General features: G+C 72.1%; 17 protein-coding genes. 11 read left to right on the top strand and 6 right to left on the bottom strand.

The window, feature by feature from the left end:
* Positions 1–50 precede the first annotated feature (50 nt).
* Positions 51–2,171 carry an alpha/beta fold hydrolase gene (locus tag WME96_RS33980; RefSeq protein WP_437285739.1) on the top strand — a complete coding sequence of 707 codons (2,121 nt, stop codon included), beginning with the start codon at positions 51–53 and terminating at the stop codon, positions 2,169–2,171.
* Positions 2,172–2,249: 78 nt separating this feature from the next.
* Here WME96_RS33980 and WME96_RS33975 read toward each other — a convergent pair whose 3' ends face one another.
* Positions 2,250–2,708, bottom strand: coding sequence for a response regulator (locus WME96_RS33975; protein ID WP_433928566.1), 459 nt, complete (start codon positions 2,706–2,708; stop codon positions 2,250–2,252).
* Positions 2,709–2,895: 187 nt separating this feature from the next.
* On the bottom strand, positions 2,896–3,681 hold the full coding sequence (locus WME96_RS33970) for a TerC family protein (protein WP_437285738.1): 786 nt from the start codon (positions 3,679–3,681) through the stop codon (positions 2,896–2,898).
* Between the two features lie 414 nt (positions 3,682–4,095).
* Between WME96_RS33970 and WME96_RS33965 the strand changes: the two genes are divergently transcribed.
* Entirely contained in the window at positions 4,096–6,243 is a 2,148-nt protein-coding gene (locus tag WME96_RS33965) for a hypothetical protein (RefSeq protein WP_437285737.1), read from the top strand.
* 166 nt (positions 6,244–6,409) lie between these two features.
* Complete coding sequence (locus WME96_RS33960; protein WP_437285736.1) at positions 6,410–6,790, top strand: STAS/SEC14 domain-containing protein; 381 nt, start codon at positions 6,410–6,412, stop codon at positions 6,788–6,790.
* Between the two features lie 9 nt (positions 6,791–6,799).
* Here WME96_RS33960 and WME96_RS33955 read toward each other — a convergent pair whose 3' ends face one another.
* Together WME96_RS33955 and WME96_RS33950 are read right to left on the bottom strand one after the other, a co-directional pair.
* Positions 6,800–9,148: an Rv1355c family protein gene (locus WME96_RS33955; protein ID WP_437285735.1), complete on the bottom strand. Its 2,349-nt coding sequence runs from the start codon at positions 9,146–9,148 to the stop codon at positions 6,800–6,802.
* A gap of 84 nt (positions 9,149–9,232) precedes the next feature.
* Complete coding sequence (locus WME96_RS33950) at positions 9,233–9,661, bottom strand: hypothetical protein (protein ID WP_233562353.1); 429 nt, start codon at positions 9,659–9,661, stop codon at positions 9,233–9,235.
* 640 nt (positions 9,662–10,301) lie between these two features.
* On the opposite strand from WME96_RS33950, the gene WME96_RS33945 reads away from it, so the two are divergent.
* The 6 genes from WME96_RS33945 (at position 10,302) to WME96_RS33920 (ending at position 18,619) form a co-directional block, all read left to right on the top strand.
* On the top strand, positions 10,302–11,750 hold the full coding sequence (locus tag WME96_RS33945; protein WP_437285734.1) for a CoA-acylating methylmalonate-semialdehyde dehydrogenase: 1,449 nt from the start codon (positions 10,302–10,304) through the stop codon (positions 11,748–11,750).
* The gene (locus WME96_RS33940) at positions 11,750–12,622 is read left to right on the top strand and encodes a nitrilase-related carbon-nitrogen hydrolase (protein ID WP_437285733.1); all 873 of its coding nucleotides are present in this window, start codon (positions 11,750–11,752) and stop codon (positions 12,620–12,622) included. The genes WME96_RS33945 and WME96_RS33940 overlap by 1 nt, the downstream gene beginning before the upstream one ends.
* A 193-nt stretch (positions 12,623–12,815) precedes the next feature.
* Entirely contained in the window at positions 12,816–14,219 is a 1,404-nt protein-coding gene (gene hydA, locus WME96_RS33935) for a dihydropyrimidinase (protein ID WP_437285732.1), read from the top strand.
* A gap of 44 nt (positions 14,220–14,263) precedes the next feature.
* The gene (locus WME96_RS33930) at positions 14,264–15,664 is read left to right on the top strand and encodes an FAD-dependent oxidoreductase (RefSeq protein ID WP_437285731.1); all 1,401 of its coding nucleotides are present in this window, start codon (positions 14,264–14,266) and stop codon (positions 15,662–15,664) included.
* A gap of 3 nt (positions 15,665–15,667) precedes the next feature.
* Positions 15,668–17,056: an NAD-dependent dihydropyrimidine dehydrogenase subunit PreA gene (gene preA, locus WME96_RS33925; RefSeq protein ID WP_437285730.1), complete on the top strand. Its 1,389-nt coding sequence runs from the start codon at positions 15,668–15,670 to the stop codon at positions 17,054–17,056.
* Positions 17,057–17,140: 84 nt separating this feature from the next.
* Complete coding sequence (locus WME96_RS33920) at positions 17,141–18,619, top strand: NCS1 family nucleobase:cation symporter-1 (RefSeq protein ID WP_437285729.1); 1,479 nt, start codon at positions 17,141–17,143, stop codon at positions 18,617–18,619.
* Between the two features lie 31 nt (positions 18,620–18,650).
* On the opposite strand, the gene WME96_RS33915 is transcribed toward WME96_RS33920, so the two are convergent.
* Entirely contained in the window at positions 18,651–22,295 is a 3,645-nt protein-coding gene (locus tag WME96_RS33915) for a DNRLRE domain-containing protein (RefSeq protein WP_437285728.1), read from the bottom strand.
* A gap of 449 nt (positions 22,296–22,744) precedes the next feature.
* Here WME96_RS33915 and WME96_RS33910 point away from each other — a divergent pair, with 449 nt between their 5' ends.
* Positions 22,745–23,209 (top strand): hypothetical protein, encoded by a 465-nt coding sequence (locus WME96_RS33910; protein WP_437285727.1) that lies wholly within the window; start codon positions 22,745–22,747, stop codon positions 23,207–23,209.
* Positions 23,210–23,296: 87 nt separating this feature from the next.
* Here WME96_RS33910 and WME96_RS33905 read toward each other — a convergent pair whose 3' ends face one another.
* A complete protein-coding gene (locus WME96_RS33905; RefSeq protein ID WP_437285726.1) occupies positions 23,297–24,535 on the bottom strand; it encodes a hydroxymethylglutaryl-CoA synthase family protein in 1,239 nt (412 codons plus the stop codon).
* 382 nt (positions 24,536–24,917) lie between these two features.
* Here WME96_RS33905 and WME96_RS33900 point away from each other — a divergent pair, with 382 nt between their 5' ends.
* On the top strand, positions 24,918–26,222 hold the full coding sequence (locus WME96_RS33900; protein ID WP_437285725.1) for a hypothetical protein: 1,305 nt from the start codon (positions 24,918–24,920) through the stop codon (positions 26,220–26,222).
* Positions 26,223–26,453 lie beyond the last annotated feature (231 nt).

The raw sequence follows: 26,453 nt of genomic DNA, 5'->3' as shown, positions 1-26,453 counted from the left end.
ACGCGGCGCATGTGGGGTGCGGCCGCCGGCTCCGCGCGTCGGGTGAATCCATGAACCTGCCCCAGAAGCTCCGAACGCTGTTCCTGCTGCCCCTCGCCGCGCCGCTCGCCTGCGGCGGCGCTCCGGCGCCCGCCCCGGCACCGCCCCAGGAGGCCGCCGCGCCGCCGCCCCCGGCAGCCGCCCCGGCGGCCGCCGCGCCCGCCGCGCCGGCGAAGGAGGCGCCGCGCGCCGACCCGTCGCTCATGCCCAGGCGCCTGCTCTTCGGCAACCCGGATCGCATGTCCCCCAAGATCAGCCCGGACGGCCAGCGGCTCGGGTTCCTCGCCCCCTCCGAGGGCGTGCTCAACGTGTGGGTCGGTCCGGCCCAGGATCCGAAGGCGGCCCAGCCGGTCACGAAGGAGAAGAGCCGCGGCATCCGTACCTTCCTGTTCCCCTACGCGAGCGATCATGTCCTCTACCGCCAGGACAAGGGCGGCGACGAGAACTGGCATATCTACGCCGTCGAGCTCAAGACCGGCCAGATCAAGGACCTCACGCCGTTCGAGGGCATCGCCGCCCAGATCGAGGGGGTGAGCCAGAAGATCCCGAACGAGGTCCTGATCGGAATGAACGATCGGGACAAGAAGCACCACGACCTCTACCGCGTCGACATCCGCACCGGCGAGCGCAAGCTCGTGCGGCAGAACGACGGCTTCGCGGGGTTCGTCGCCGACGACGACTTCAAGGCGCGGCTCGCGATGCGGATGACGCCCGACGGAGGCCACGAGTTCCTCGACGTCACCGGCAAGGAGCCGAAGCCGTTCGTCGCGTTCGGGCCGGAGGACGCCGTCACGAGCAGCGTGCTCGGCTTCGACGCGGCCGGCAAGACGCTCTATTTCCGGGACAGCCGCGGCCGCGACACCTCCGCGCTGGTGACGCTCGATCTCCGGACCGCGAAGCCCACGGTGCTCGCCGAGGACGCGAAGGCCGATGTCTCCGGGATCATCCTCCACCCGAAGACGGAGAAGGTGCAGGCTGTGGCCTCCGAGTACGAGCGCAAGCGCTGGCAGGTGGTCGACAAGGCCATCCAGCCGGACCTCGACGCCCTGCGCGCGGTCGCCGACGGCGAGCTGGACGTGCTGAGCCGCTCGCTCGACGACAGGCGCTGGACGGTCGGTTACACGGTCTCCGACGGCCCGGTCCGGTACTACCTCTACGACCGCGGCACGAAGAAGGCGACGTTCCTCTTCTCGAACCGGCCAGCGCTCGAGTCGCAGCCGCTCGCGAAGATGCGGCCCGTGGTCATCAAGGCGCGCGACGGCCTCGATCTCGTGAGCTACCTGTCGCTGCCGCGCGCCGCCGACCCCGACGGGGACGGCAAGCCGGAGAAGCCGCTCTCGACGGTGCTCCTCGTCCACGGCGGCCCGTGGGCGCGCGACACCTGGGGCCTCAACGGGATGCACCAGTGGCTCGCGAACCGCGGCTACGCCGTGCTGAGCGTCAACTACCGCGGGTCGACCGGCTTCGGGAAGAAGTTCGTCAACGCGGGCAACCTCGAGTGGGCCGGCAAGATGCACAGCGACCTGCTCGACGCGGTGGACTGGACGGTGGCGCAGGGCATCGCCGACAAGGCCCGCGTGGCGATCATGGGCGGCAGCTACGGCGGCTACGCGACGCTCGTCGGCCTGACCTTCACGCCCGAGACCTTCGCCTGCGGCGTCGACATCGTCGGCCCGTCGAACCTCGTGACCCTGCTCGAGTCGATCCCGCCCTACTGGGCGCCGATGCTCGAGCTCTTCGCCAAGCGGGTCGGCGACCCCCGCACCGAATCCGGCCGCGACCTCCTGCGCTCCCGCTCGCCGCTCTACCTGGCCGACAAGATCAAGCGGCCCCTCCTCATCGGCCAGGGCGCCAACGATCCGCGCGTGAAGCAGGCCGAGAGCGATCAGATCGTCAAGGCGATGACGAGCAAGGGGATCCCGGTGACCTACGCGCTGTACCCCGACGAGGGCCACGGCTTCGCCCGCCCGGAGAACGCGCTGTCGTTCAACGCGATCGCCGAGACGTTCCTCGCGCAGTGCCTCGGCGGCTCCTACCAGCCGGCCGGCGACGACTTCAAGGGGTCGAGCGTCACCGTCCCCGTCGGCGCCGAGGTCGTCCACGGCCTCTCCGCGGCGCTCCCCGGGCGCTGATCCCCGGCCGGGGGTTCGGCGCGCACCCGCCACCGTCGTGGGGCCGCGGCGCGGGCCGCCGCGGCCCGGAGGTCGGCGCTACGTCCGCTGCGTCGACGGGGGCCGCGCGCTCCGCCGCGACCCGGGCTCGCTCGCCGCAGGCATGCTCGAGAGGTCGTCGAGCGTCTCGAGGAGCTGCTCCAGGTCGAACGGCTTGTTGATGATCCTCGTCGCGTCCGGGTGGTTCGGGTCGATGCAGAAGCCCGGATCGCTGAGCGCTGTCACGAGCACGACCGGCACCGCCATCCCCTCGGCCGCGAGCGTCTCCATGAGGTGGGGCCCGTCCATGAACGGCATCACGCAGTCGAGGACGATCGCGTCGGGCGGCGCCTTGGTGCGCAGCCGCTCCAGGGCCTCGAGCGGATCGGTGTAGCCCTCGACGTCGTACCCCTCCGCCAGCAGCACCTCTTCCAGCGTCTCGACGATCGCGTCGTCGTCGTCGACGATGACGATGCGCCGTCGCCTCCCTCGTTCCGCGTCTCCTTGCTCGTCGCTCACGCTCACCTCGGTGGAGAACCCCGGTGTCACTTCTGGGACCGGCCGCTGTCGCCGTCGACCCTCGGACGTCCCGTCTGTGCGAATTGTTTACAGGCTCTCCCGGAGCTCGCGCCAGCGGTCCCGGTCTCCGCCGCCTGTTTGGCCCTTCGTTCGGCGGTCGCGCCGGGCGCGCCGGGCGCGCGCAGCCTCAGGTCCTCGGATGAGGCTGCTCACCCGGGGGCAGGAGATCCGGAGAGCTCGGCAACCTCGTGTGGAGCTGGACAGGCCTCTGGCGCAGCCGGAGGCGCATGTTGATGAGCTCGACGCCCAGCGAGAAGGCCATGGCGAAGTAGATGTAGCCCTTGCTGATGTGCTGGCCCATGCCGTCGGCCACGAGCACCACGCCGATGAGGAGCAGGAAGCTCAGCGCGAGGATCTTCATGCTCGGGTGGCGCTGGATGAAGGCGCCGATGCGCCCGGCGAAGACGAGCATCACACCCACGGCGATGAACATCGCCACCATCATGATGGAGACGTGCTGCGCCATGCCGACCGCGGTGATGACCGAGTCGAGCGAGAACACGATGTCGAGCAGCACGATCTGCGCGATGACGGAGGGGAAAGAGGCCTTCACCTTCGGCTGGTCGTCCTTGTGCTCCTCGACCTCGAGCTTGTCGAACATCTCGTGGGTCGCCTTGCCGATCAGGAACACACCGCCGCCGAGCAGGATCAGGTCACGCCCGCTGAAGTCGTGTCCCAGCAGGCTGAACAGCGTGGCCTTGAGCCCCATCACCCACGAGATCGCGAGCAGGAGGAGCAGCCGCATGCCAAGGGCGAGCAGGAGCCCGATCCGCCGGGCGAGCGGCTGCTTCTCCGGCGGCAGCTTTGCCGTCATGATGGAGAGGAAGACGATGTTGTCGATTCCAAGGACGATTTCCAGCGCGCTGAGGGTCGCGAGCGTGATCCAGCCATCGGCGTGAAGAAAGGCGCTCATGTCAGGCATCGGGGTGACCATTTGTAGCATGAGGCGCCGCGGCTGCCTGCAACGTCATCGTCACGACCGCTCCTCTCCCGGGCGCAGCACCCGCGAGATCCCAGGGCAATCTCGCTCCCGTGTTCAGGCAACCTCGCAAACATTCACGGCGCGCGGCGCAGAGCGCGGGGCATGGACACGCGCGGGAGGCAGCGGGGGAGGGCCGCTTGACGTGGGATGTTGCGATCCGGTACAGATCATAGGAAAGTAAGTTCAAGTGTATCTGCCTTCTTCCTGGCTTTCAGGTGAGCTCCTGAGGGGCGTTGGCGAGCTCGCCGGTCGATACCGCGCCCTCGCCTTGCCACACGGGCGAGGCGACGGGGACGCCTGTTCCTCACCTGGAGCACGTAGTCTCGCGGCGAAGGGGGCGGCCTCGTGACCGTGGCACCGAAGGTCGGCTTTGGGCAGGGGGAGCGCTGGGGGGCCCGCGGCGACGACGAGGCGCTCTCGCTGGAGCGGCCGCGCCTCGAGGACGATCCGCCATCCGAGGTGCCGCAGGCGTGCTGGCTGGAAGGGGACGCGGTCTGGCTGCAGATCGAGGGGCTCGACCACGGCCACCAGGTCGTCCTGCTCGGCGCGATGGGCGCGTGGATCGAGCCCGACTACCGGACCTCGTTCCCCTTCGGCAGCGTGGCCTCCGTGCGCCTCTACTTCCGCGGCGTCGAGATCGGCCCGCTCCCCGCCCTGCTGGCGCTGCAGTCGATGGGCCTGCGGGGGCCGCTCGTCGGGCTCGTGTTCCAGGAGGTGTCGGCCCGCGCGGGCGGCCAGATCCGCGACGCGCTGCGCGCCCTCGTCGACGCGGGGGCGGCCAAGGCCGCGGCCGCGAACCTCTTCAGGCCCTCGGCGTCGGACGCCGGGCAGGTGCGCGAGATCATCGACGACCCGGGGCGGGTGCGCGACATCCTCAGCGTCCTCCTGCGGAAGAAGGGCGTCGTCCGCGACGCCCCCGAGGGCGCGCCGTCGATGTGCGTGATGCTCAGCGAGGTGGGGGCCGGGACGGTCCGGTGGTTCGGGATCGAGGGCTGGAGCGAGGCCGCCGCGGTGGAGATCGCCGGACACAGCTCCGTCTTCCGGTTCAACATCCGGGCGGAGCAGGTGCGCCCGGGCGAGGTCGTGTCCGCGCTGCCGGCCAGGGTCGAGCGCGTCCGCCACAGCCTCCAGCAGCGGGGCGTCGAGGTCGAGCTCACCGCGCGCTTCCTGCACCCCCACTGGCTCCACCTGCCGCCGGTCGAGGCCGAGGTGGTCGACGTGTCCTTCTCGAGCCTGCGGCTCGCGCTCGGGCGAGGGCAGCCCCCGCTCGAGCCGCGGCTCCAGCTCGCGCTCGAGCTCCCGGACGGCGACGACGGGGTCATCCACCTGAAGGGCGAGGTGCGGTCGGTGTCCGCGGGCGAGGGCGCCTCGGCCGAGCTCTGCGCCGTGCGCGTCGTCGCCGCGAAGCGCGAGGACGAGCGGCGCTGGCTGCGGCTCGTGTCCCGCATCCTGCACGCGACCACCTACGGAGGGACGGCCTGGCAGGCGGAGTTCTGGGACCTCTTCGCCTCGTCAGGCTACTTCAACCTCTCCGGCCGGCGCCCGGAGCATTTCGAGTCCATCAAGCCGAGCTTCATGAGGATGGCGCAGCGGGCCGCGGCGGCGCCGCACCTCCTGCACAACGTGACCTGCCTCTCCGAGCACGGCATCGAGGGGAACTTCTCGGTGATGAAGCCTTACCACGGCACGTGGATGTTTCATCAGCTCGCGAAGCGGCCCAAGAGCGCCTCGAACCTGAGCTCCCGGCAGGTGCTCCGCGACATCTTCACGCGCTGCTGCGAGTACGCCCTGTCCGACCCGGAGTGCCGGTGGGTCATCGTCTACGCCGAGGCGCACGTCGCGTGGAACGAGCGGTCGTTCTTCGAGTTCGCCCGCAGGCACGAGGCGACGGGGCTCGCCCTCGCGCTGCCGTTCCGCCTCATGGGCGTCGACGTCCCGCTCCTGCCCCCGCAGGGCGCCTGGGCCGACGGCGGGCCCTTCGAGATCGGCGAGGCGACCCCGGCGGAGCAGGCGGCGCTGCTCGGGCAGCTCTGCGCCACGTCGCCGCGCATCGTCACGGAGGCGCTCGACCTCGTGCCGGGCCGGCTCGCGATGGGGCCCTGCATCGAGCGCTGGCGCAGCGCGGGCCTCGAGCGGGAGCGCGCGGTCCTCGTCGCGCGTGAGGGCGGCGAGGCGCTGGCCGCCGCCGTCGTCGAGCTCGGCGAACTCGGCACGAACCTGTTCCGCCTGCTCGACTCGGTCCGCCTCGTCCCCCTGCGCCCCGGCGGAGACGCCGCGCTCGGCCCGCTGCTCGACGCGGTGTGCGCCTGGTTCCAGCGGCACGACAGGACGTCGTTCATCCACTTCGGCGAGCGCGGCAGGCTGACCTACTCCGGCCCTGCCAGCCTGAACGACCTCGGAGAAGGGCGTCTCTGGATCATCGCCAGGGAGCTCGTCCCGGAGTTCGTGGAGCATGTGTACCGGCTCACCGAGCCCAAGCCGGCTCACCGCTGAGCTCGCGTCGCGCGTTGGCGTCCCGGGAGCGCGGCACCTAGGCTACCCTCGGTCGATCCGGGTCCTCGGGCTCCGCCTCGGTCCCGGCTCTCAGGTCTCGGCTCCGGGTCCCGACTCTCTGGCTCTCGACTCTGGGTCTCGGTCTCAGCTCCCCAGGCGAGGAGGCATGTATCAGCTCAAGATCGACAGGATCAACGCCCTCATCGAGGTCACGTTCAAGGGCGTGGTGCGCGCGGAGGAGGCGCAGGCGTACGCCGCCGAGTACAGGAAGGCGCTCGGCTCGCTCTGCGGCCGGAGGATCCGCGTCCTCGTGGACTTCCGCGGGTTCTCCATCGCCTCCGAGGAGGCGACGGAGCTGCTCCGCGACATCGGGGCGACGTCGGCCGCGATGGGGGTGATCCGCACCGCCGAGCTGGTCCACAGCGATCTGGCGGCGCTGCAGGCGGGCCGGATCGCCCGCGAGGCGGGGACCTCGGGGCTCGTTCGCATCTTCAAGGACGAGGGCGCCGCGCGCGGCTGGCTCCTCGAAGGCCGCGCCGCGCCGTGAGGGCGCGGGTCAGCGCACGACGAGCACTTCCTCGAGGGGCCGGCGGAGCGAGCGCGTCGACGGCGGGCCCGCGAGCGACAGCCGGAAGAGCAGGATCTCCGCCGTCGCGTCGGTGACGTCGAACAGCCGGAGATACCGCGCCCGCAGCGCCGTCGCGAGCGCGACCGTCTCCGGATCCATCCCCTCGCCGCCGCCCCGGACGAGCCGCGCGAACAGGTAAGGCAGCGTCGCCATCGGATAGACCGCGATGCCCCGCTGCGTCGCCGTCAGCCACGCCCGCTCGAGCGCCCTCCCGCCCTGGAAGTAGTCCGCGAGCCCGGCGCGCGGCATCGTGATCAGCGCGACGGCCATCGCGCCGGCGATCGCCTTGTGCGCCGTCTTCTCCAGCGCCCTGCCGCCGCCCCAGCGCCGCACGAGCTCGAGCGCGCGCCAGTCCCGGCAGACCCGGAACCCCGCGAGGTCGGCGGGCGAGAACTCGAACGCGCCGACGAAGATGCCGTCCCTGCGCGCCTCCGCCTCCGCCTCGGTCCAGCGGATCTCCTTCATCAGGTCGGCGTGCGTGCGCTGCACGAGCAGCCGCGCGCGATCGCCGGCGCCGAGGATCGCGGCGATCTCCTCGAGCTCCGCCGGCGACTCGAGCAGGTGCAGGTCCGCCCCCGGGACGGACCGGACCGCGGCGGCGAGCGCGGCCCGGTGCTCGTCCGCGAGCGCGGCCCGCTGGCTCTGGCGCCGGTTCGTGTGCCGGAGCCCGATCGCGTCGCCGAGGCCGTCCATCGCGCGGCCCTCGGCGTCGCTCTCCGGCGCGTGCGCGTCGAAGAAGTCGAACGTCGCGACGAGGTCGTCGTCGCCCGGGCGCGGGAAGGGCGCGACGCGCACGCTCAGCCCCTCGCCGTGCGCGGCGAGGACGACGTTCTCGGCGGCCGCGCCGAGCGCGACGACGCCGCCCGTCCCCTGGAAGTCGGCGAGCGACTCGGAGCGCGCCCGGTCGTGGAACAGCCCGAGGCGGCGCGCCTCGTAGACCCAGCGCCAGGGCTGGCAGTTGCCGCCCGAGGGCGCCGCGATCCCCGCCGCGACGATGCGCCGGAGCCGGTCCGGATCGAGCGCGACGGCGCCGTCCGCGCTCCCGAGCGGGCGCGCGAGCGACGCGGGGTCGAGCGCGGGGCCGCGCGCCGCCGGGGGCCGCGGCGCGGCCGGCCCGGCGCCGCGCGCCGCCGCCGCCGCGTCAGGTCCCGGCTCCGGCCCGCTGATGATCTGCTCGAGGTCGACGTAGTACCGGCCCGACCGCACCGGCTCTCCCAGGGCGAGCCGGCGCGCCGTGTCCGCGGCCGCCGCCCCGCCGTGGACGACCGCCGACCCGAGCTGGGGCCACGTGCTCACCGTCTGCTGGATCTCGAGCAGCGACGCGGCGAACCGCGTCGACAGCGTGTCCTGCCCGATGATCTGCATGACATAAGGCACCTTGTCCTCGGTCGACAGCCCGCGGATGCGCGCGGGCGTGAGGTCGCCGACGAGCCCGTGGAGGATCGGCCGATCCGGCTCGAGATCGAAGCGCTCGACGTCGATGAGCCCCCGGTCGCTCGTGTCCATCAGGACGGGGATGCGGTGCGCGCGCGCGCGGAGGCGGAGCTCGAGCTTGATATCGAGGCTGTCGCACTCGTCGACCACGATATCGAGCTTGCCCCCGTCGAGCAGGAAGGCATCCATGTTGTCCGGAGTGACCCCTTCGGAAAAGCACTTTACTTCGAGGAACGGGTCGAGCTCGGCGATGTCGCGCGCCGTGGCGACCACCTTGGGCACGTCGAGGTTGTGCACGCCGGTCCGGATCCGGTTCATGTTCGAGAGCTCGAGGTGGTCGAAGTCCGCGATGCGCAGCTCGCCGGCGCTCCGCTCGAGCGCAACCGTCAGCGCCACCGACTGGCCCACGGAGAGCCCGACGACGCCGATCTTCCGGCCCGCGAGCGCCGCCTGCTCCTCGGCGCTGATCTTGTACTTGTTGCGGTTGGTGCGCAGCTCGACGAACTCGGCCTCGTCGAGCAGGTGCACGAGGCGGCGCGACCACGGGTAGTGGACCCAGACGCCGTACGCCTGCCGCGGGGCGCCGCGGAGGTGCTCCTCCACGAGCCGCGCGATCTCCTGCTCTCCGAGCGTCCGGCTCGGGTGCCGCGTCTTGACCAGGTCGGCGAGCTGCCGGTCGATCGCGTCGGAGACCTGGAGGCGCGCGTCGTCGCGGAGCAGGCGCTCGAGCGCCTCCGCGTCCTCCTCGCGCGCCGGCCGGAAGAAGCGCGGCCGCCACCCGGCCGACTCGGCGTCTCGTTGCGAAGAATGCGAGATGAGCTGCTGCCAGCCGGTCTTGGTCATCGTTGCTCCGGTACCTCCCCTGCGCCCGCGCGCCGCGCCCCACGCGCGCCCGCGCCGCCGTGACCCCCCTGAACCGCCCCCGGATCAGCGCGTCGTGCGGGGCGCGCGGCCCTCGATCTCGAGCCGCATCCTCGCGACCTTGTGGTGCACGAGCGCGGCCTCGGGCCCGCTGACCTCGAGATAGCGCAGCGCCCCCGCGATGTCGTTGCCCCGGAAGGACCTGACCCGCGGGTTGAACCAGCTCAGCGCTATCGAGATCTGCCGCACCAGCAGCGCATCGGTGCAGATGGCCACCGTGAGCGTGTGCTTGCTCACGAAATCGTTGATGGACGAGCGCTGCTTCGCGTTCGGGCCGCCGCCGGCGGTCACCACCAGGGTCCTGGAGCAGGTCGGGGGGAGCGCGAGCACCGTCTGCATGTAGGCCTCCCAGTCCTCGTCGCTGGGCGGTTCCCTGCCGTGGATGGCGATGAGCACGTGCTCCGTCGTGTCGAACAGCATGGTGGGAAGGGTCATCGTCTCACCGAGCGCTCGCAGAGCTTACGTCCTCGCGCCGCCGAGCCGCCAGTTCGCGCAGGCTTCTCCCGGGACGGCCGTGCGTCCGGCGATCGGGCAGGGGTTCGCGAGGTCCACGGTCTGCACCTAGGACGGTTCGATCGACGCAGCAACGATCTGGAGCGACTTTCGACGCGGCGCCGGCGGGGTGGAACGCGCGGGCCGCGGGGGAACGCGCGCGCCTCGACGCGCGCTCCGCGACGTCGAGCGACGCGATCGACGCGGTCGCGTCGCGCCCGCCGCGTCGGGCCAGCCCGCCGCCAGCGGGCTGCAGCGGATGACGCCGCCCGGGCGGGAGGGCGTTCGCGGGCGCGCATAGCGCCCAGGAACACCCTGAGTTGTTTCCAAAGGATTTCATGACGTGCTGCTGGGCAGTTGCACCGGAGGCTGCCAGCCACGCTGTGGTCTATACTACGGGATGTGCGTGAGGGGTCTTCCTTGCTCGAGCACAGCGCAGGGGCTGTTGCACCGAGGCTTGACGGAGGGCCCCGACCGCATGTAGCGCTCGATCGGTGGGTTGTATTGTCCAGCAGACAGGGCCGGCGCCCTGCTTGCTGCGGTTGGCAATGTGACCACCTCGCGGGGGGAGGGGAGTTTCGCGATGCGCGTGCTGGAAAACTTCATCGGCGGCGCCTGGTCTCGCTCTTCGGGGAAGACGCACCTCGAGGTGAACAACCCGGCGACCGGGGAGCCTCTTGCCAGGGTCCCCCTCTCGACCGCCGGGGACGTCGACGCGGCGGTGAAGGCGGCCCAGGCGGCGTTCCCCGGCTGGAGCGCGACGCCGCCGGTGCAGCGGGCGCGCTACCTCTTCAAGCTGCGCGAGATCTTCGACGCCCACCGCGACGAGATCGCCGCCATCTGCACCTCGGAGCACGGCAAGACGCTGACCGAGGCGAGGAACGATTTCGGGCGCGGCATCGAGAACGTCGAGCACGCGGCGGGCATCCCGACCCTGATGATGGGGCAGGGGCTCGAGGACGTGGCGTCGGGGATCGACTGCCACACGATCCGCCAGCCGCTCGGCGTCTTCGCGGCGATCACGCCGTTCAACTTCCCTCCGATGGTGCCGCTCTGGTTCCTGCCGTACGCGATCGCGACGGGGAACACCTTCATCCTCAAGCCGTCGGAGCAGGTGCCGCTCTCGCAGCAGCGCATCTTCGAGCTGATCGAGCAGGCCGGGCTGCCGCCCGGGGTCGTGAACCTGGTGCACGGCGGTCGCGACGTCGTGAACGCCTTCTGCGAGCACCGGGACATCCAGGGCGTGTCGTTCGTCGGCTCGTCGGCGGTCGCGCGCCATGTCTACAAGAGCGCCGCGGAGGCCGGCAAGCGCGTGCAGGCGCTCGGCGGCGCGAAGAACTTCCTCGTGGTGATGCCGGACGCCGACCGGCTGAAGACGGTCGTCAACGTGGCCGAGTCGATCTTCGGCTGCGCCGGCCAGCGCTGCCTCGCCGGCGGCGTCGTCGTGTGCGTCGGCGACACGTACGAGGCCGTGCGCGAGGCGCTCGTGCGCTACGCGCAGGCGATCGTGCTGGGCGACGGGGCGCAGCAGGGCGTGACCATGGGCCCGGTGATCTCGGCGGCGCACCGGGACCGGGTGGTCTCGTACATCAGCAAGGGCGTGTCCGAGGGGGCGACGCTGCTCCTCGACGGCCGGGACGCGAAGGTCGAGGGGTATCCGAACGGCAACTGGGTGGGGCCCACGGTCTTCGACGACGTGCGCCCGGGGATGGTGATCGCGACCGAGGAGATCTTCGGCCCCGTCGCCTGCCTGATGCGCGCGAAGGATCTCGACGAGGCGATCGCGATCGCGAACCGGAGCGAGTACGGCAACGCGGCGTCGATCTACACCTCGAGCGGCCGCGCCGCGCGCGAGTTCCAGCACCGCGTCGCCGCCGGGATGGTCGGCGTGAACGTCGGCGTCGCGGCGCCGATGGCCTTCTTCCCCTTCGGCGGCCAGAAAGGCAGCTTCTTCGGCGACATCAAGGCGCACGGCCCGACGGCCATCGACTTCTACACAGAGCGCAAGATCGTCATCACGAGGTGGTTCTGATGGCACGAAACGTACTTGGCGGCTTGATCCAGTGCTCGACCCCGATCCTCGACGCGGGCGCCTCCGTCACGGCCATCCGTGACGCGATGTTCGACAAGCACCTCCCGCTCATCGACGACGCGGGCAAGAAGGGCGTGCAGATCCTCTGCCTGCAGGAGGTCTTCAACACGCCCTATTTCTGTCCCTCGCAGGACGCGACGTGGTGCGACGTGGCCGAGCCCGTGCCCGGCCCGACCGTCGAGCGGCTCACCGCCTACGCCAAGAAGTACAAGATGGCGATGATCATCCCGATCTACGAGCGGGAGATGGCCGGCGTCTATTACAACACGGCGGCGGTGGTCGACGCCGACGGGACGTACCTCGGCAAGTACCGGAAGACGCATATCCCGCACACGAACGGGTTCTGGGAGAAGTTCTTCTTCAAGCCGGGGAACCTCGGCTATCCCACGTTCCAGACGCGGTATGCGCGGATCGGCGTGTACATCTGTTACGATCGCCACTTCCCGGAGGGGGCGCGGCTGCTCGGCCTGAACGGCGCCGAGATCGTGTGGAACCCGTCGGCGACGGTGGCCGGGCTCTCCCAGTACCTCTGGAAGCTCGAGCAGCCCGCGCACGCCGTGGCCAACGGCTACTTCATCGCCGCCTCGAACCGCGTCGGCACCGAGGCGCCGTGGAACATCGGCAAGTTCTACGGCACGAGCTACTTCTGCGACCCGAGGGGCAGCTTCCTCGCGACAGGGAGCGAGGACCAGGACGAGCTCGTCGTCGCCGAGATGAACCTCGACATGATCGAGGAGGTCCGGAGGACGTGGCAGTTCTACCGCGACCGCCGGCCCGAGAGCTACGGTGAGCTCACGAAGCAGCTCCCCTGACGGCCCTCGGCCGCGGCGGGAGGACGGCGGTCGCCAGGTCGTCCGTCAAGGGGCCTGCGAGGCCTGACGTGGAGGCACCAGCAGCGCCGGGGCGCTGGTCGCGGTCGGCATCTCCCCCGGCGTTTCCCTCGCCATGGCGGCGCCGCCCCCCGCAGGGGACGCGCCGCCCGGCGCGCACCCGCGGAGAGGCAACATGGGCATCCTGATCAAGAACGGCGAGATCATCACGGCGAGCGACCGGTTCATCGGGGACGTCTACTGCGAGGACGGGAAGATCGTCGCCGTCGGCCCGGGGCTCGCGAAGGAGCGGGCGGGAGACACGGTGATCGACGCCTCGGGCCAGCTCGTCTTTCCCGGAGGCGTCGACGCGCACGTGCACATGGAGCTGCCGTTCATGGGGACGGAGAGCTCGGACGATTTCGAGACCGGCACCGCGGCGGGCGTCGCCGGGGGCACGACCTCGATCATCGATTTCGTGATCCCGAGCCGCGGGCAGCCGCTGCTCGACGGGCTCGCGATGTGGAACGAGAAGGCGAAGAAGGCGGTCGCCGACTACGCGTTCCACATGGCCGTCACCTGGTTCGGCGACGACACCCTCTCCGAGATGGCCGTGTGCACGCGCGAGCGCGGCATCCCGTCGTTCAAGACCTTCATGGCCTACCGCGGGGCCATCGGCGTCGACGACCCGGAGCTCATCCAGGTGATGGCGGCCGCCAAGGACCTCGGCGCGCTCGTGACCGTCCACGCCGAGCACGGGGACGCGGTGGTCGCGCTGCAGAAGAAGCTCTTGAAGGAGGGCAAGACCCACCCGCGCTACCACGCCCAGAGCCGGCCCGCGCCGATCGAGGGCGAGGCGACGGGGCGCGCGATCATGCTCGCGCGGATGCTCGGCGAGCCGATCTACATCGTCCACCTCACCTGCAAGGAGGCGCTCGCCGCGGTCGCCGAGGCGCGGAGCCGGGGGCAGGTGGTCATGGCCGAGACGTGCCCGCAGTACCTCCTGCTCGACGACTCGGTCTACGAGAAGCCCGACTTCGAGGGGGCGGCCTACGTGATGAGCCCGCCGATCCGGCCGAAGGGCCACCAGGACGCGCTGTGGGCCGCGCTGTCGTCGGGGCTCATCCAGACCGTGGCGACCGACCACTGTCCCTTCAACCAGGTCGGCCAGAAGGACATGGGCAAGGGCGACTTCTCGAGGATCCCGAACGGCGCCGCCGGCATCGAGAACCGCCTCGCCCTGCTCTGGACCTACGGGGTGCTCCAGGGGCGCATCGACGTCCACCGCTTCGTCGACCTCTTCTCCACGCAGCCGGCCAAGATCTTCGGGCTGTACCCGCGCAAGGGCTCGATCGTGCCGGGCGGCGACGCGGATCTCGTGGTCTTCGACCCGAAGGGGACGAGCACCATCTCCGCGAAGACGCACCACCACCGGTGCGACCGGAGCATCTTCGAGGGCTTCGAGGTGAAGGGGAGGCCGACGAGCGTCATCGTGAACGGCCGGGTGCAGTGCTCGGACGGCAAGCTCGACGTGGAGCGCGGCGCGGGCCGCTACCTGCCGCGCCGGCTCGGGCCGAGCCAGGGCTCCCCGGCCGTGTAGCCGCCAGCGTCCGTTGATGACCGCATGACCGCGCGAGCAAGAGCATGACCCAAGCCCCAGCACGCCTGTCTCCCCTCCCGTCCGGCCGGATCGAAGAGCGATTCGAGGACAAGAACCCGCTGTACACCGACGCCGAGGCGTTCGCCGAGGCGAACCGGTGCCTCTACTGCGTCGACGCGCCCTGCGTGAAGGCGTGTCCGACCGCCATCGACATCCCGACCTTCATCCGGAAGATCGCGACCGGCCAGGTGAAGGGCGCCGCGCGCACCATCCTCACGGCCAACCTGCTCGGCCAGTCGTGCGGGCAGGCCTGCCCCGTGGAGGTGCTCTGCGTTGGCGACTGCGTCTACAACGCGTGGGGGCGCGAGCCGATCGCGATCGGCCGCCTCCAGCGCCACGCGGTCGAGGCGGCCCTCGCGAAGGGGCCGGCGCTCTTCCGGGCGAAGCCGCCCACGGGCCGGAGCGCCGCGCTCGTGGGCGCGGGGCCGGCGTCGATCGCGGCGGCGGGCTACCTCGCCCTCGAGGGGCACCGCGCGGTGATCTACGAGCGTAAGGCGATCCCCGGCGGGCTGAACACGCTCGGGATCGCGCCCTACAAGATGAAGGGGCACGAGGCGCTCCGCGAGCTCGAGTGGGTGCTGTCGCTCGGGGACATCGAGCTCCGCACCGGCGTGTCGGTCGTCGAGGAGGCGACCGCGCCGGGCGAGATCGCGGCGCGCGACCTGCTCGCCGAGCACGACGCGGTCTTCCTGGGGCTCGGCCTGGGCGACGACGCGCGCCTCGGCATCCCCGGGGAGGACGGCGAGGGCGTGGTGGGCGCGACCGCGTTCATCGAGCGGCTCAAGGCCGACCCGCGCCTCGGGCTCACCGGCGTGCGGCGCGCGGCGGTCGTCGGCGGCGGCAACACGGCGCTCGACGTCGCCCACGAGCTCGCGCTGCTCGGGATCGACGTGGCGATCGTGTACCGCCGGTCCGAGGCCGAGATGTCGGGCTACGCGCACGAGCTCGAGGGCGCGCGGATCGCGGGCGCGCGGCTCATCGAGAACCGGGTGCCGGTCGAGGTGGTGCGCGAGGGCGGGCGGCCGGTGGCGCTGCGGGTCGCGCCGGCGGACGCGCGGTGGGAGGCGCCGCAGGGCGCCGCGCAGGCCGCGGAGGAGCTCGTGCCGGCGGACCTCGTCGCTGTCGCGATCGGGCAGAGCCGGGCGACGCGGGTGGCGCTCGCGTTCGAGGGCGTGGCGCTCGACGCGAGGGGGCGCGTGGTGGTCGACCCGGCGACGCACCGCACGGGCAACCCGCGGGTCTACAGCGGCGGCGACTGCGTGAACGGCGGCAAGGAGGTCGTCCACGCGGTCGCCGAGGCGAAGATCGCCGCGCGCGCGATGCACGAGGCGATGATGCAGCGGGCGGGCGGCGCGGCGCCCGGGCCCGCACCCCAGGGGAGCTGAGCGATGGCCGACCTCTCTATCGACTTCGCCGGGATCAAGAGCCCGAACCCGTTCTGGCTCGCGTCGGCGCCGCCGACCAACACCGGAGATCAGGTGCGGCGCGCCTTCGACGCCGGCTGGGGCGGCGCCGTCTGGAAAACGCTCGGAAACCCGATCGTCAACGTGTCGAGCCGCTTCGGTGGCATCGACTACGGCACGATGCGGCTCATGGGGCTCAACAACGTCGAGCTCATCACCGACCGCCCGCTCGAGGTGAACCTCCGGGAGATGCGCGAGGTCAAGCGGCGCTACCCCGGCCACGCGCTGATCGCGTCGCTCATGGTCGAGACGAAGGACGAGTGGCGCGAGATCATCCGCAAGGCCGAGGACACGGGCGCCGACGGGCTCGAGCTGAACTTCGGCTGCCCGCACGGGATGTGCGAGCGCGGCATGGGCTCGGCGGTCGGCAACGAGCCGGCCGTCCTCCAGGAGATCGCGCGCTGGGCGGTCGAGTTCGCGGCGACGCCGGTCATCGTGAAGCTCACGCCCAACGTCGGCGACATCCTCGAGCCGGGCGAGGCGGTGCTCCGCTCCGGGGCGCACGGCATCTCGCTGATCAACACGATCAAGTCGCTGATGGGGGTCGATCTGGAGCGGATGGTCCCGCTCCCGCGGGTCGGGGGCGCGTCGACCAACGGCGGGTATTGCGGGCCCGCGGTCAAGCCGATCGCGCTGCACATGCTGAGCCAGCTCGCGCGCCACCCCGAGATCGGCCGGCTGCCCATCTCGGGCATCGGCGGCATCTCGAATTCGCGCGACGCGGCGGAGTTCATCGCGCTCGGCGCGACCAGCGTGCAGGTGTGCACCGCGGTCATGCACTTCGGCTACCGCATCGTCGAGGAGATGATCGAGGGGCTCAGCGACTGGCTCGATGAGCACGGGATGCGCTCGGTGAGCGAGCTCCGCGGCAGGGCCGTCCCGCAGGTGCAGGAGTGGGGGGATCTCGACCTCTCGTACCGCGTGGTGGCGGACATCAGCCCCGAGAAGTGCATCGGGTGCCAGCTCTGTTATGTCGCCTGCATGGACGGGGCGCACCAGTGCATCCACCTGCCCGGCAGGACGGAGGCGGAGGCGCGCGCGGCGGGCCACACCCACCTCCCGAAGGTCATCCCGGATCGCGCGGTGACGGCGAACCCGAGCGGGGTCGCGGCGCCGTCGCGCGTCCCGTTCGTCGACGAGGAGGAGTGCATCGGCTGCAACCTGTGCGCGCTGGTGTGCCCGGTGGCCGGGTGCATCACCATGAGGGAGGTGCCTTCAGGCAAGCCGCCTGAGACGTGGAACGACCGTGTCCAGAAGGGGACGGACTTCGTGCCTGGCGGGCTGGAAGCGACCGCCCGCGCGCGGAGCTCGTGATCCCGGGCTCCTGACCCGCCGGCCTGGGGCCCCCGACGAACGCTCGCGCGCTCGCGCCGGCGGAGCTGGCAGGGAGGAGCATCGATGTCCTTGATAAACGAAGATCTCGCGCCCACGCCCGAGGCGGCGCGCACCTGGAAGCTGGGGCATTTCACGGCGCTCTGGATCGGCATGGCCGTCTGCATCCCCACGTACACGATGGCCTCCGGGCTCATCGATCAGGGGATGAGCTGGCAGCAGGCGCTCGCGTGCGTGGCGCTCGGCAACGTCATCGTGCTCCTCCCGATGATCCTGAACGCCCACGCGGGCACCCGGTACGGCATCCCGTTCCCGGTGTTCGCGCGCGCGTCGTTCGGGGTGACGGGCGCGAACGTGCCCGCGGTGCTGCGCGCGCTGGTCGCCTGCGGGTGGTTCGGCATCCAGACGTGGCTCGGCGGACAGGCGCTCTGGCAGCTCCTCGTGGCGCTGCTGCCCTCGGCCGAGGCGCCGCTCACGTCGGCGGCGTTCCAGGGGGCGATCGGCATCCACCCCGGCGAGCTCCTCGGGTTCGCCGTGTTCTGGCTGATCAACCTGTATTTCATCCTGAAAGGCACGGAGTCGATCAAGTTCCTCGAGACCTGGGCGGCGCCGTTCCTCATCGTGACGGGGCTCGTGCTGCTCGGCTGGGCGTACACGCGCGCGGGCGGGTTCGGCCCGATGCTGTCGCAGCCGTCGAGGATCCCCGAGGGGCAGTTCCTCAGCGTGTTCGCGCCGGGCCTCACCGCGATGGTCGGGTTCTGGGCCACGCTGTCGCTGAACATCCCGGACTTCACGCGGTACGCGCGCAGCCAGCGCGATCAGGCCATCGGACAGGCGCTCGGGCTGCCGGCGACCATGGTGCTGTTCTCGTTCATCGGCGTCGCGGTCACCTCGGCGACGCCGATCATCTTCGGGGAGCTCATCTGGGATCCGGTGAAGCTGCTCGCCCGGATCGGCGGCGCCTTCATCATGGTCCTCGCGATGGTGGGCCTGTCGGTCGCCACGCTGTCGACGAACCTGGCCGCCAACGTCGTCTCGCCGGCCAACGACTTCTCCAACCTTTCGCCCCACCGCATCTCGGCCAGGGCGGGCGGCGTGATCACGGCGATCCTCGGGGCGGTGATCCTGCCGTGGAAGCTCATCGAGTCGTCGAAGGGGTACATCTTCACGTGGCTCGTCGGCTATTCGGCGCTCCTCGGGCCGATCGGCGGCATCCTGATCGCCGACTACTTCCTCCTCCGGAGGACGCGGCTCGACGTGGACGACCTGTACCGGCGCGGCGGAGTTTACGAGTACCAGGGCGGGGTGAACTGGCGGGCGATGGCGGCCCTCGCGATCGGCGTGCTCATCAACCTCCCCGGCTTCCTGGCCGAGGCGGTCCCGTCGATGAAGGACGCCGTCCCGGAGGTGATGCGCTCGATCTACACGTATGCGTGGTTCGTGGGGTTCTTCGTCTCGGGAGGGCTCTACCTGCTGTTCTCGATGGCCGGCCGGGCGTCGCCCGCGGCCGCGTCCGCGGCGCGCGGGGCGTCCCCGGCGCGCTGACGCGGCCACGTGCGGCGCGCGCGCGCCCGGGTCAGGGGGCGAGCTTCACGATGTACGCGTCCCCGTTGTCGTACGAGCCCGCGCCGATCACGTTGCCGGCGCTGTCCACGGCCACATCGAGGATCCCGCCGTTGTCCACGTCGCCGAGCGGGCCGACCGACCACAGCACGTCGCCCGACGACGAGAGCTTCGCGATCGCGCCGTTCGGGTTGATGATCGCGTTGCCGGCGCCGTCCACGGCGACGGCAATCTGGCCGCGATAGGCGTCCCACGAGCCGAGGCCGGTCGTGTCCACGCTCCACAGCGGCGCGCCGGAGGCGGCGAACCTCGCCACGGCGCCGTTGAAGGCGACGACGACGTCGCCGGAGGGCGCCACGGCGACCTCGGCCGACTGCGGCGTGTCGGAGATGATCTGGCTCCACACGTGGTTGCCGGCCGCGTCGAACTTCGCCAGGTACACGCCGTCGTCCATCGGTGAGCTCATGAGCGGCCCGCCGCCGAGGTCGAGGAGGCCGAAGCCGTTGCCGAGGACGATGACGTTGCCGGCGCCGTCCACGGCGACGCCCCGGGGTCCGCCCTCGTACGGGTACGCCGGGAAGGTCCTTGCCCAGATCGGCGCCCCCGCCGCGTCGAGCCGCGCGATCAGCAGATTGGTGCCCGGCTCGCCGCCGAGAGGGCCGGCGCCGAGATCCACCGTGTCCCAGGCGACGGCCGCGAGCGCGGCGCCCGAGCCGGCCCGGGCGACCTCGATGTCCCGGAGGCCGACGATCTGCGCGAGGAGGTCGCCCGACGCGCTGAACCGCCGCAGCCCGACGTGCGCGCCGGCGAGCAGGTCGCCCGAGCCCGACTCGGCGACGCTCAGGTAGACGCCGTCGCCGGTCGGGCGCCTGTCCCACAGGTAGCGCCCCGCGGCGTCGAGCTTCACGAGGAACGCCGTGTTGTCGATCCCGGCGGGCGTCGGCGCGCCCTGCCCGGCGAAGTCGGCCGGGCCATAGCCGTAGCCGCCGAAGATCACGCTGTCGCCGCTGCCGACCGTGACGGTGTACGCCCGCATCCCCTCGCCCCAGCCGTTGACGAAGAGCCTGCTCCAGAGGACGGCGCCGGGGGCGCACGGCGCGCAGCTCGGGCCCCCGCAGTCGACGCCGGACTCGGCGCCGTTCTGGAGCCCGTCCTCGCAGGTGTCGTGGTAGCAGACCGTGAGCGCCGGCCGCTCCGCGGCGGTCGCGCTCTCGCTGCTCCGCAGGGTGCTCCGCGTGACAGCATCCTCCTCGATCAGCACGCCGTGGTTGCCCTGCGCGCCGCTCACCCAGGCCTGCGCGAGCGCGGTGACGTCGACGTTGCGGAAGCCGGTGGTGCCGCCGGCCCCGCCGGTGACGAAGGAGGCCTCGATCGCCGGATCGAAGTGGCCGCCGCCGCCGAAGCCGCCCCACGTGACGGTCGACTCCGACCAGGGGGCGGTGGCGCGGTGGACGCGCACGGCGCTGCTGTCAAGCTTGTAGGTCTGGTAGAGCGACAGGGTCGCCGAGGCGATCTCCGCGCTCGCCGGGATGCCGGCGAGGTCGAACCGGAGGAGGCTCCGCCGCGGGCCGCCCGTGCCGGTGCCGGTCGTGAGCGTGGTGCTCGCGCCGTCGTTCCACGAGGGCGATGTCTGCCAGAGCGTCGCGTCGGCGACCCCGCCCTGGCCGCCCCCCGCGCCGCGCCGGATCGTGACGCACCGCGGGTCGCACGCGTCGCCGAGGCCGTCGGCGTCGCCGTCCACCTGCGAGGGGTTCGCGGCGGCAGGGCAGTTGTCCGCGGCGTCGACCACCCCGTCCCCGTCGCCGTCCTGCGCGACCTCGATCGCGGTGGCGGGGGAGCCCACCAGGACCGAGCTCCCCGACACGGCCACGGCCCTGCCGAAGCCGCCGCCCATCGGGCCGCTGCCGGTGAGCTTGGCCCGCTCGATCTCGATCCACTCGCCGGCCGCCGGCGAGAACACGTACGCGGCCCCCGCGTCCGGCTGGTCGCGGCGGTCGGCCAGGATCGCGCCGGCGACCGCCATGTCGCCGGAGATCGCCACCGCGCCGCCGAGGCCGTCGCCGCTCGTGCCGTCGGTGCCGATCAGCCGGGAATCCATCGTCCAGTTGCTCCCCGCGCGGTCGAACACGTAGGCCATGCCGCGTCCGAGCTGGTACCAGGGCATCGGCGGGCCGAGGACGCCGGGCGCGCCGACGATGATGCGCGAGCCCGAGATCGCGACCGCGCTGCCGAACCGGTCGTGCTGCCCCTCCGGCGGCTGCGCCGTGAGCTTGTGCGGGGCGGTCCAGTCGCCCGCGTCGAACACGTACGCGGCGCCCACGCCGCCCTGCTCCACCCACCACTCGTGCGCGGGCGAGCCCACGACCACGGTGCTGCCCGCGATCGCGACGGGCGGGGTTTCCCAGGCGTCCTCCCCGGCCGGGGGGGCGAGCTCGACCTCCTGACTCCAGGCGCCGGCGCTGCGCGCGAACACGTAGACCGAGCTCTCGGCGGAGAGGACGGCCCTGTCGCCGTCGACAGCGACGGCCTGCCCGATGGGGTTCGACGCCCCGCCGCTCGCGACCAGCCTGGCCTGCTCGGACCACGCGCCCCCGCTGCGCACGAAGACGTAGGCGGCGCCCGCGCCCCCGAGCGCCCCGACCACGATCGTGTCCGCCGAGACCGCGACGGAGCGCCCGAAATAGCCGCCTGCGCCCCCGTCGCTCGGGACGAGCCTGGCCTGCTGCGTCCAGGCGCCGCCGCTCTTCACGAACACGTACGCCGCGCTCCCGGGCGCCCCGACGACCGCTGTGTCGCCGGACATCGCGAGCGCGGCGCCGCTCAGGTGGACCTGGGTCGACCCGTCGACCCCGATCAGCGCCGTCCGCTCCGAGGCGGCGAGCGGGTCGACGGTCACCGGGTACGCGGCCCCGGCTGTGTCGACGCGCAGCGACAGCGTGCGCCCGTCGACGCCGAGCTCCATCCACGCCGGCAGCGTCCGCCCCGCGGCGTCGGTGGCGTGCAGGTCCGTGTACCGGAGCGCCACCGCGCCGGAGGCGTCGCGCAGGGCGAGCCCGTCGCCGCCGCCGAGCGGCGCGGCGCGGAGCTCACCGCCGAGGGCGAGCTCGATGACGAGGTCCCGATCGCCCGGGGCGCGGCAGGGCGGCGCCTCGGGCACGGTGAAGCCCTGCTCCAGCCCGAGCGGGCCGTTCACGTACCACTCGACGAGCGTCTCGCCCGGCGAGGCGCCCTGCCGGCGGTACTCCACGCGGTTGTCCGCGGCGCTCGGCGCCGCGCTCGCCACCTTGCGCAGGTCGCCCTCGCACCCGTACCGCGCGGCCGCCATCCAGAAGGACCACCGCGCGTCGCCCTCCTCCGGCGCGATCCGCACGCCCGACGCGCTGAACTCGGACGCGAGCCGGTGGGCCGGGTTGGGCGCGCGCAGGCCCGCCTTCTTGCCGGCCGGAGACGCCTCGACGACCCGGTAGCTCTCGGGCGAGCTCGATTGCACGGCCGCGATGTACGCCGCCCGCCAGCGCGCGGTCGCCGACGTCGCGCTCGGCGCCGCGGGCGGCGCCGCCGCGCCGTCGACCGACGACGCGAGGTCTCGCGGCGCCTCGGTGGGGGCGCATCCCCCCACCATGGCGGCTGCCGCCATCACCTGTCCAATCCTCCCCATCCGATGTCCCATAGGCTGGCTCTCCATCCGGCTGACGCTCCCTCGCGCGCGCGTCCCGTACGTCGCGCGCGCCGGCGCGCTCCGCGCGCGAGGGCATCGAGCTCGGCGGCGCGTGCTCGCAAGGACCGCGCCCCTGGGCCGCCGATGCGCAGCGCCGCCGGCGCCTCCCGCGATCGGCCGCTTCGATGGCCGCTTCGATGGCCCAGTCGATGGCCCATTCGATAGATCGCGCGCCGCTGGCTCCTGGCCGTCGGCCGGCCGTCGGCCGGCCGTGGCGCCGGAGGCCGCGGGCGATTTCATGACAGGGGCGGAGGGGTGGCCGGAACAACCAACACGAGGGAGACGTGCCCTCGCTGGAGGTCCCATGGTTCCGGAACATGAAGCGACGAACGACCGCCTGAATCGCGGTCTCACCACGAACGCCACGACGAAGAAAGGGCAGGCCGAGCATGTCTGAACACGCGGAGCGGGCCGAGCTGCTCGGCAGGCCGAGCATGTCTGAACACGAGGAGCGGGCCGAGCTGCTCGAGGACCACCGCGCGGCGCTCGGGCGGCTGATGCGCGGCCACCGGAGGCGGAGCGGCGCCTCCTCGTCGCTCTCCGGGTATCTCCTCTCCTTGCGAGAGCCGACGGGCTACCTCGTCGCGGCCGGCCTGCAGCAGCGCGATCCGGGGCTCCAGCCCGAGCGCACGCTCCGCTCGGCCCTGGCCGCCGGCGAGCGCGCGCCGATCCTCGTCGGCGTGATGGGGCGCTCGGCGCTGGCCGAGATCATCGCCCCGCTGGCGCCCGTCACGCGGGCGCTCGCCGCGGAGCTCAGGAAGCCGGTCCCCGCCGGCGCGCTGCGCGTCCTCGTCGCGGCGGCCGCCGGGGCGGAGCTCTTCACCGTGAAGCTCTCCGACCTGCCCCCCGGCTGAGCGATCGGCCGCGCAGGCGCCGGGGCGCCCCCGGCGCGCCCTCCACTGCGGGGCGCGCGGCCGGTCAGGCGCTCCGCCGCCGCGCGCTCACCCGCCCGGCGTTCCCTCGTTCGCGTAGACGCGCCGCTCGCTCGAGTCGAGCCCCAGGTACACCACGCGGCGGTCCAGGCTCGCTCCCCCGCGCTCGGCGTCCTCCGGCGCCGGCCGCCGGTCGGCGGCCTCGTCGCTCTGGCGCAGCGCCTCGTACTCGGCGACGGAAGCGTGGCGGCACCCGTCGAGCGGGGCGTCGATCTCGAGCTGGGCCACGAACGCCCCGGCCTCCGGCCGGATCCTGCCCGCGAAGAACTCCGCGCAGCAGCCCGATCCGTAGCTGAACAGCCCGACGCGCTTGCCCTCGAGGGCGCGGGCCTCGGCGTTGAGCAGGGACGCGAGCGCGAGGTAGAGCGAGCCCGTGTAGATGTTGCCGATGCGCGCCGGCAGATCGAGCGAGGGCTCCACCTCGACGGCGAAGCTCTCGTCGGCGGCCTGCTCGGTCAGGCCGTCCATCATCCGCCGGTGCCGGTGGGCCTTGCGGGCCATCTTGCCGTAGGGGACGTGGTAGCAGGTGCGCGCGAGCGGCTCGCCGTCGCCGCCGAGGCGGCGCCACTCGTCGTAGGCCCCGGCGAGCGCGTCGAGGTAGCACTGCACCGAGAAGTGGCCGTCGACGAGCGCCTCCTTGTGGTGGAGCGGCCGCCAGAAGTCGTAGACGTCGCGCGCGTAGGTGCCGGTCCGGCCGACCTCGATCTCGACGAGGCGCGGGCGCTCGCGCACGAGCAGCGCCACGGCGCCGGCGCCCTGGGTCGGCTCGCCCGCGGAGCCGAGGGCGTAGCGCGCCACGTCCGAGCACACGACGAGGGCGGCGCGGCCGCGGGCCGAGCCCGACGCGATCCAGTCCACGGCGTTGAGCAGGCCCGCCGTGCCCCCGAAGCAGGCGTGCTTGGCCTCGAACACCCGGCACGCGCTGGGCAGCCCGAGCAGCCCGTGGAGGAAGGAGGCCGCCGGCTTCGCGTGATCGACGGCGGTCTCGGTGCCCACGACGCAGAGCCCGATGTCCGCCGGGCTCGCGCCCGAGCGCTGGAACAGGCGGCGGGCCGCGTTGGCCCCGAGGGTGATCGGATCCTCATCGGGCGCCGCGATCGCCATCCGGCGGGTGCCCAGGCCGGTCAGGTACTTGGACGGCGCGACGCCTCGGGCCTCGGCGAGCTCGCTGAGCTCGACGAAGCGGCGGGGGACGCTGAGGGCGATCGCATCGATGCCGATGGGGGGAAAGTCAGGACGTAGGCTCATGCCTGCATCCTAGGGACGCATTGTGCAGGGACCATCGAGCCCATGCGGAAGCTCGGAGGAGCCCGCCGGCCCGCCGCGGGACGGCCGAGCTCGGCGCCGCGACGCGCGGCGCGCACCGGGTCACGCGCTGCGCGCCACCCCGCGCGCTGCGCGCCACCCCGCGCGCTGCGCGCCGGCTCACGCGCCGCGCACAACCACCCTCACAGGACACATGTCATGGAACAGCCACCGGGAAAAATCGCGTTCGGGTCAAATTCGTCACCACATCTCGTTGCAGTCGTGCAATCTAGCTATTGCGCGTTCGTGCGCCCTAGCGCTCGAGGTTCATGTGAAGCTCTCCCGGTCTACCATGGTGGTTCCGCTTCTTGGGTTGGGTGTTCTGGTGATGACCGGCGCCGCGGGGTGCTCCTGCAGCTCCGGAGAAGGCGACGCAGGTGCGACGGAGGGAGCGAGCGTCGGTGGGGCCGGTGGGGCGGGCGGCGGCGAGGGCGGCGCGGGCGCGGCCGGCGGCGGCGACGGTGAGGGCGGCGCGGGCGGCGAGGACGGGATCGGCGTCGGCAGCGGCAACAACACGGGAGGCGCTCCTCCGGTCACGCCGGACACCGCGTGTGTCGCCACGGTCGCCGAGGCGACGCTCACGAAGCGGCCGGTCGACATCGTCTTCGTGATCGACAACTCGTCCAGCATGGCGAACGAGATCATCAGCGTTCAGAACAACATCAACGAGAGCTTCGCCTCGATCATCGGCGCGAGCGGCATCGATTACCGTGTCATCATGATCTCCGCGCATGGCACCGCGCAGAACGACGACTCGATCTGCGTCGGCGCCCCGCTGAGCGCGGCGAGCTGCACGCCGGTCCCGGAGCAGCCGGGGAACAACCCGCCCATCTTCTATCATTACAGCCACGAGATCAGGAGCAACGACGCGCTCTGCGTCCTGCTCGGCAGCTACAACGCCGTCCAGCCCGACCAGTTCGGTATCGCGCCGAACGGGTGGTCGGAGTGGGTGCGCGAGGACTCGCTCAAGGTGATCACCGTGATCACCGACGACCATGTGGGCTGCCAGTCGACCCACCTGCCGCGCAACATCTATATCGACGACACCCGGCAGCCCTGGGACGATGTCGCCGACGATTTCGAGGAGCTGCTGTTCGGCATGGAGCCGGCGGTCTTCGGCGACGCGGCCGCGCCCAATTACGTGTTCCACAGCATCGTCGGTCTGCTCGAGAACACGCCGGCCACGGACGCCTATGCGCCCGACGCCGACGTGGTCGAGTCGACGTGCGGCACCGCCGTCGCGCCCGGCACGGGCTACCAGGCGCTCAGCAAGCGGACCGGCGGCCTCAGGTTCCCGCTCTGCCAGACGAGCTCCTATGACGTGGTATTCCAGGCGATCGCCGAGGGCGTCATCACCGGCGCGGTGGTGCAGTGCGACTTCGCGGTGCCGGAGTCGCCGCCGGGGGAGGTCATCGATCTCTCGACCGTGGTCGTGCAGTACACGCCCGGCGACGGGGGCGAGGTGCAATCGTTCGATCAGGTGCGGAACGCCCAGGCGTGCACCGCCGGCTCTTTCTACATCGACGGCGACATGATCAAGCTCTGCCCCGACGCGTGCCAGGCGGTCCAGGCCGACCCCACGGCGGCGGTCGACGTCCTCTACGGCTGCGACCCCGAAGCGGCGAAGTGAGGTCTGCGGCCGGGCGGCGTCGCGGGTGAGCCCGCCCGCCGCCCGAGCGGGCGCCGCGCTCCCGTCGGGCATGGGCGCGGACCGGAACCCCTCGGGAAGCATGGGCCCAACCCGGGCCCGACCGGCGAGCCTCAGGGGGAGGAAAGCTCCTCGGCGCTCGGTGTCCACAACGCTGGTTCTGCGCGTCGCTTCGTCGAGCTCGCGTTCGGCGAGACCTTCGAGGCGCTCGTC

The sequence above is a fragment of the Sorangium sp. So ce406 genome (assembly GCF_051474675.1).
GTDB classification, from domain to species: domain Bacteria; phylum Myxococcota_A; class Polyangia; order Polyangiales; family Polyangiaceae; genus Sorangium; species Sorangium cellulosum_G.
The sequence above is the reverse complement of the archived record's forward strand: the minus strand, read 5'-3'. Positions and strand labels throughout refer to the sequence as shown.

What these genes read in the sequence shown, in the direction of transcription:
- WME96_RS33960 (WP_437285736.1), top strand. Translation starts at nt 6,410, where the DNA reads ATGTATCAGCTCAAGATCGACAGGATCAACGCCCTCATCGAGGTCACG.
- WME96_RS33955 (WP_437285735.1), bottom strand. Translation starts at nt 9,148, where the DNA reads ATGACCAAGACCGGCTGGCAGCAGCTCATCTCGCATTCTTCGCAACGA.
- WME96_RS33980 (WP_437285739.1), top strand. Translation starts at nt 51, where the DNA reads ATGAACCTGCCCCAGAAGCTCCGAACGCTGTTCCTGCTGCCCCTCGCC.
- WME96_RS33905 (WP_437285726.1), bottom strand. Translation starts at nt 24,535, where the DNA reads ATGAGCCTACGTCCTGACTTTCCCCCCATCGGCATCGATGCGATCGCC.
- WME96_RS33915 (WP_437285728.1), bottom strand. Translation starts at nt 22,295, where the DNA reads ATGGGGAGGATTGGACAGGTGATGGCGGCAGCCGCCATGGTGGGGGGA.
- WME96_RS33950 (WP_233562353.1), bottom strand. Translation starts at nt 9,661, where the DNA reads ATGACCCTTCCCACCATGCTGTTCGACACGACGGAGCACGTGCTCATC.
- WME96_RS33940 (WP_437285733.1), top strand. Translation starts at nt 11,750, where the DNA reads ATGGCACGAAACGTACTTGGCGGCTTGATCCAGTGCTCGACCCCGATC.
- WME96_RS33970 (WP_437285738.1), bottom strand. Translation starts at nt 3,681, where the DNA reads ATGAGCGCCTTTCTTCACGCCGATGGCTGGATCACGCTCGCGACCCTC.
- preA (WP_437285730.1), top strand. Translation starts at nt 15,668, where the DNA reads ATGGCCGACCTCTCTATCGACTTCGCCGGGATCAAGAGCCCGAACCCG.
- WME96_RS33920 (WP_437285729.1), top strand. Translation starts at nt 17,141, where the DNA reads ATGTCCTTGATAAACGAAGATCTCGCGCCCACGCCCGAGGCGGCGCGC.
- WME96_RS33910 (WP_437285727.1), top strand. Translation starts at nt 22,745, where the DNA reads ATGTCTGAACACGCGGAGCGGGCCGAGCTGCTCGGCAGGCCGAGCATG.
- WME96_RS33945 (WP_437285734.1), top strand. Translation starts at nt 10,302, where the DNA reads ATGCGCGTGCTGGAAAACTTCATCGGCGGCGCCTGGTCTCGCTCTTCG.
- hydA (WP_437285732.1), top strand. Translation starts at nt 12,816, where the DNA reads ATGGGCATCCTGATCAAGAACGGCGAGATCATCACGGCGAGCGACCGG.
- WME96_RS33930 (WP_437285731.1), top strand. Translation starts at nt 14,264, where the DNA reads ATGACCCAAGCCCCAGCACGCCTGTCTCCCCTCCCGTCCGGCCGGATC.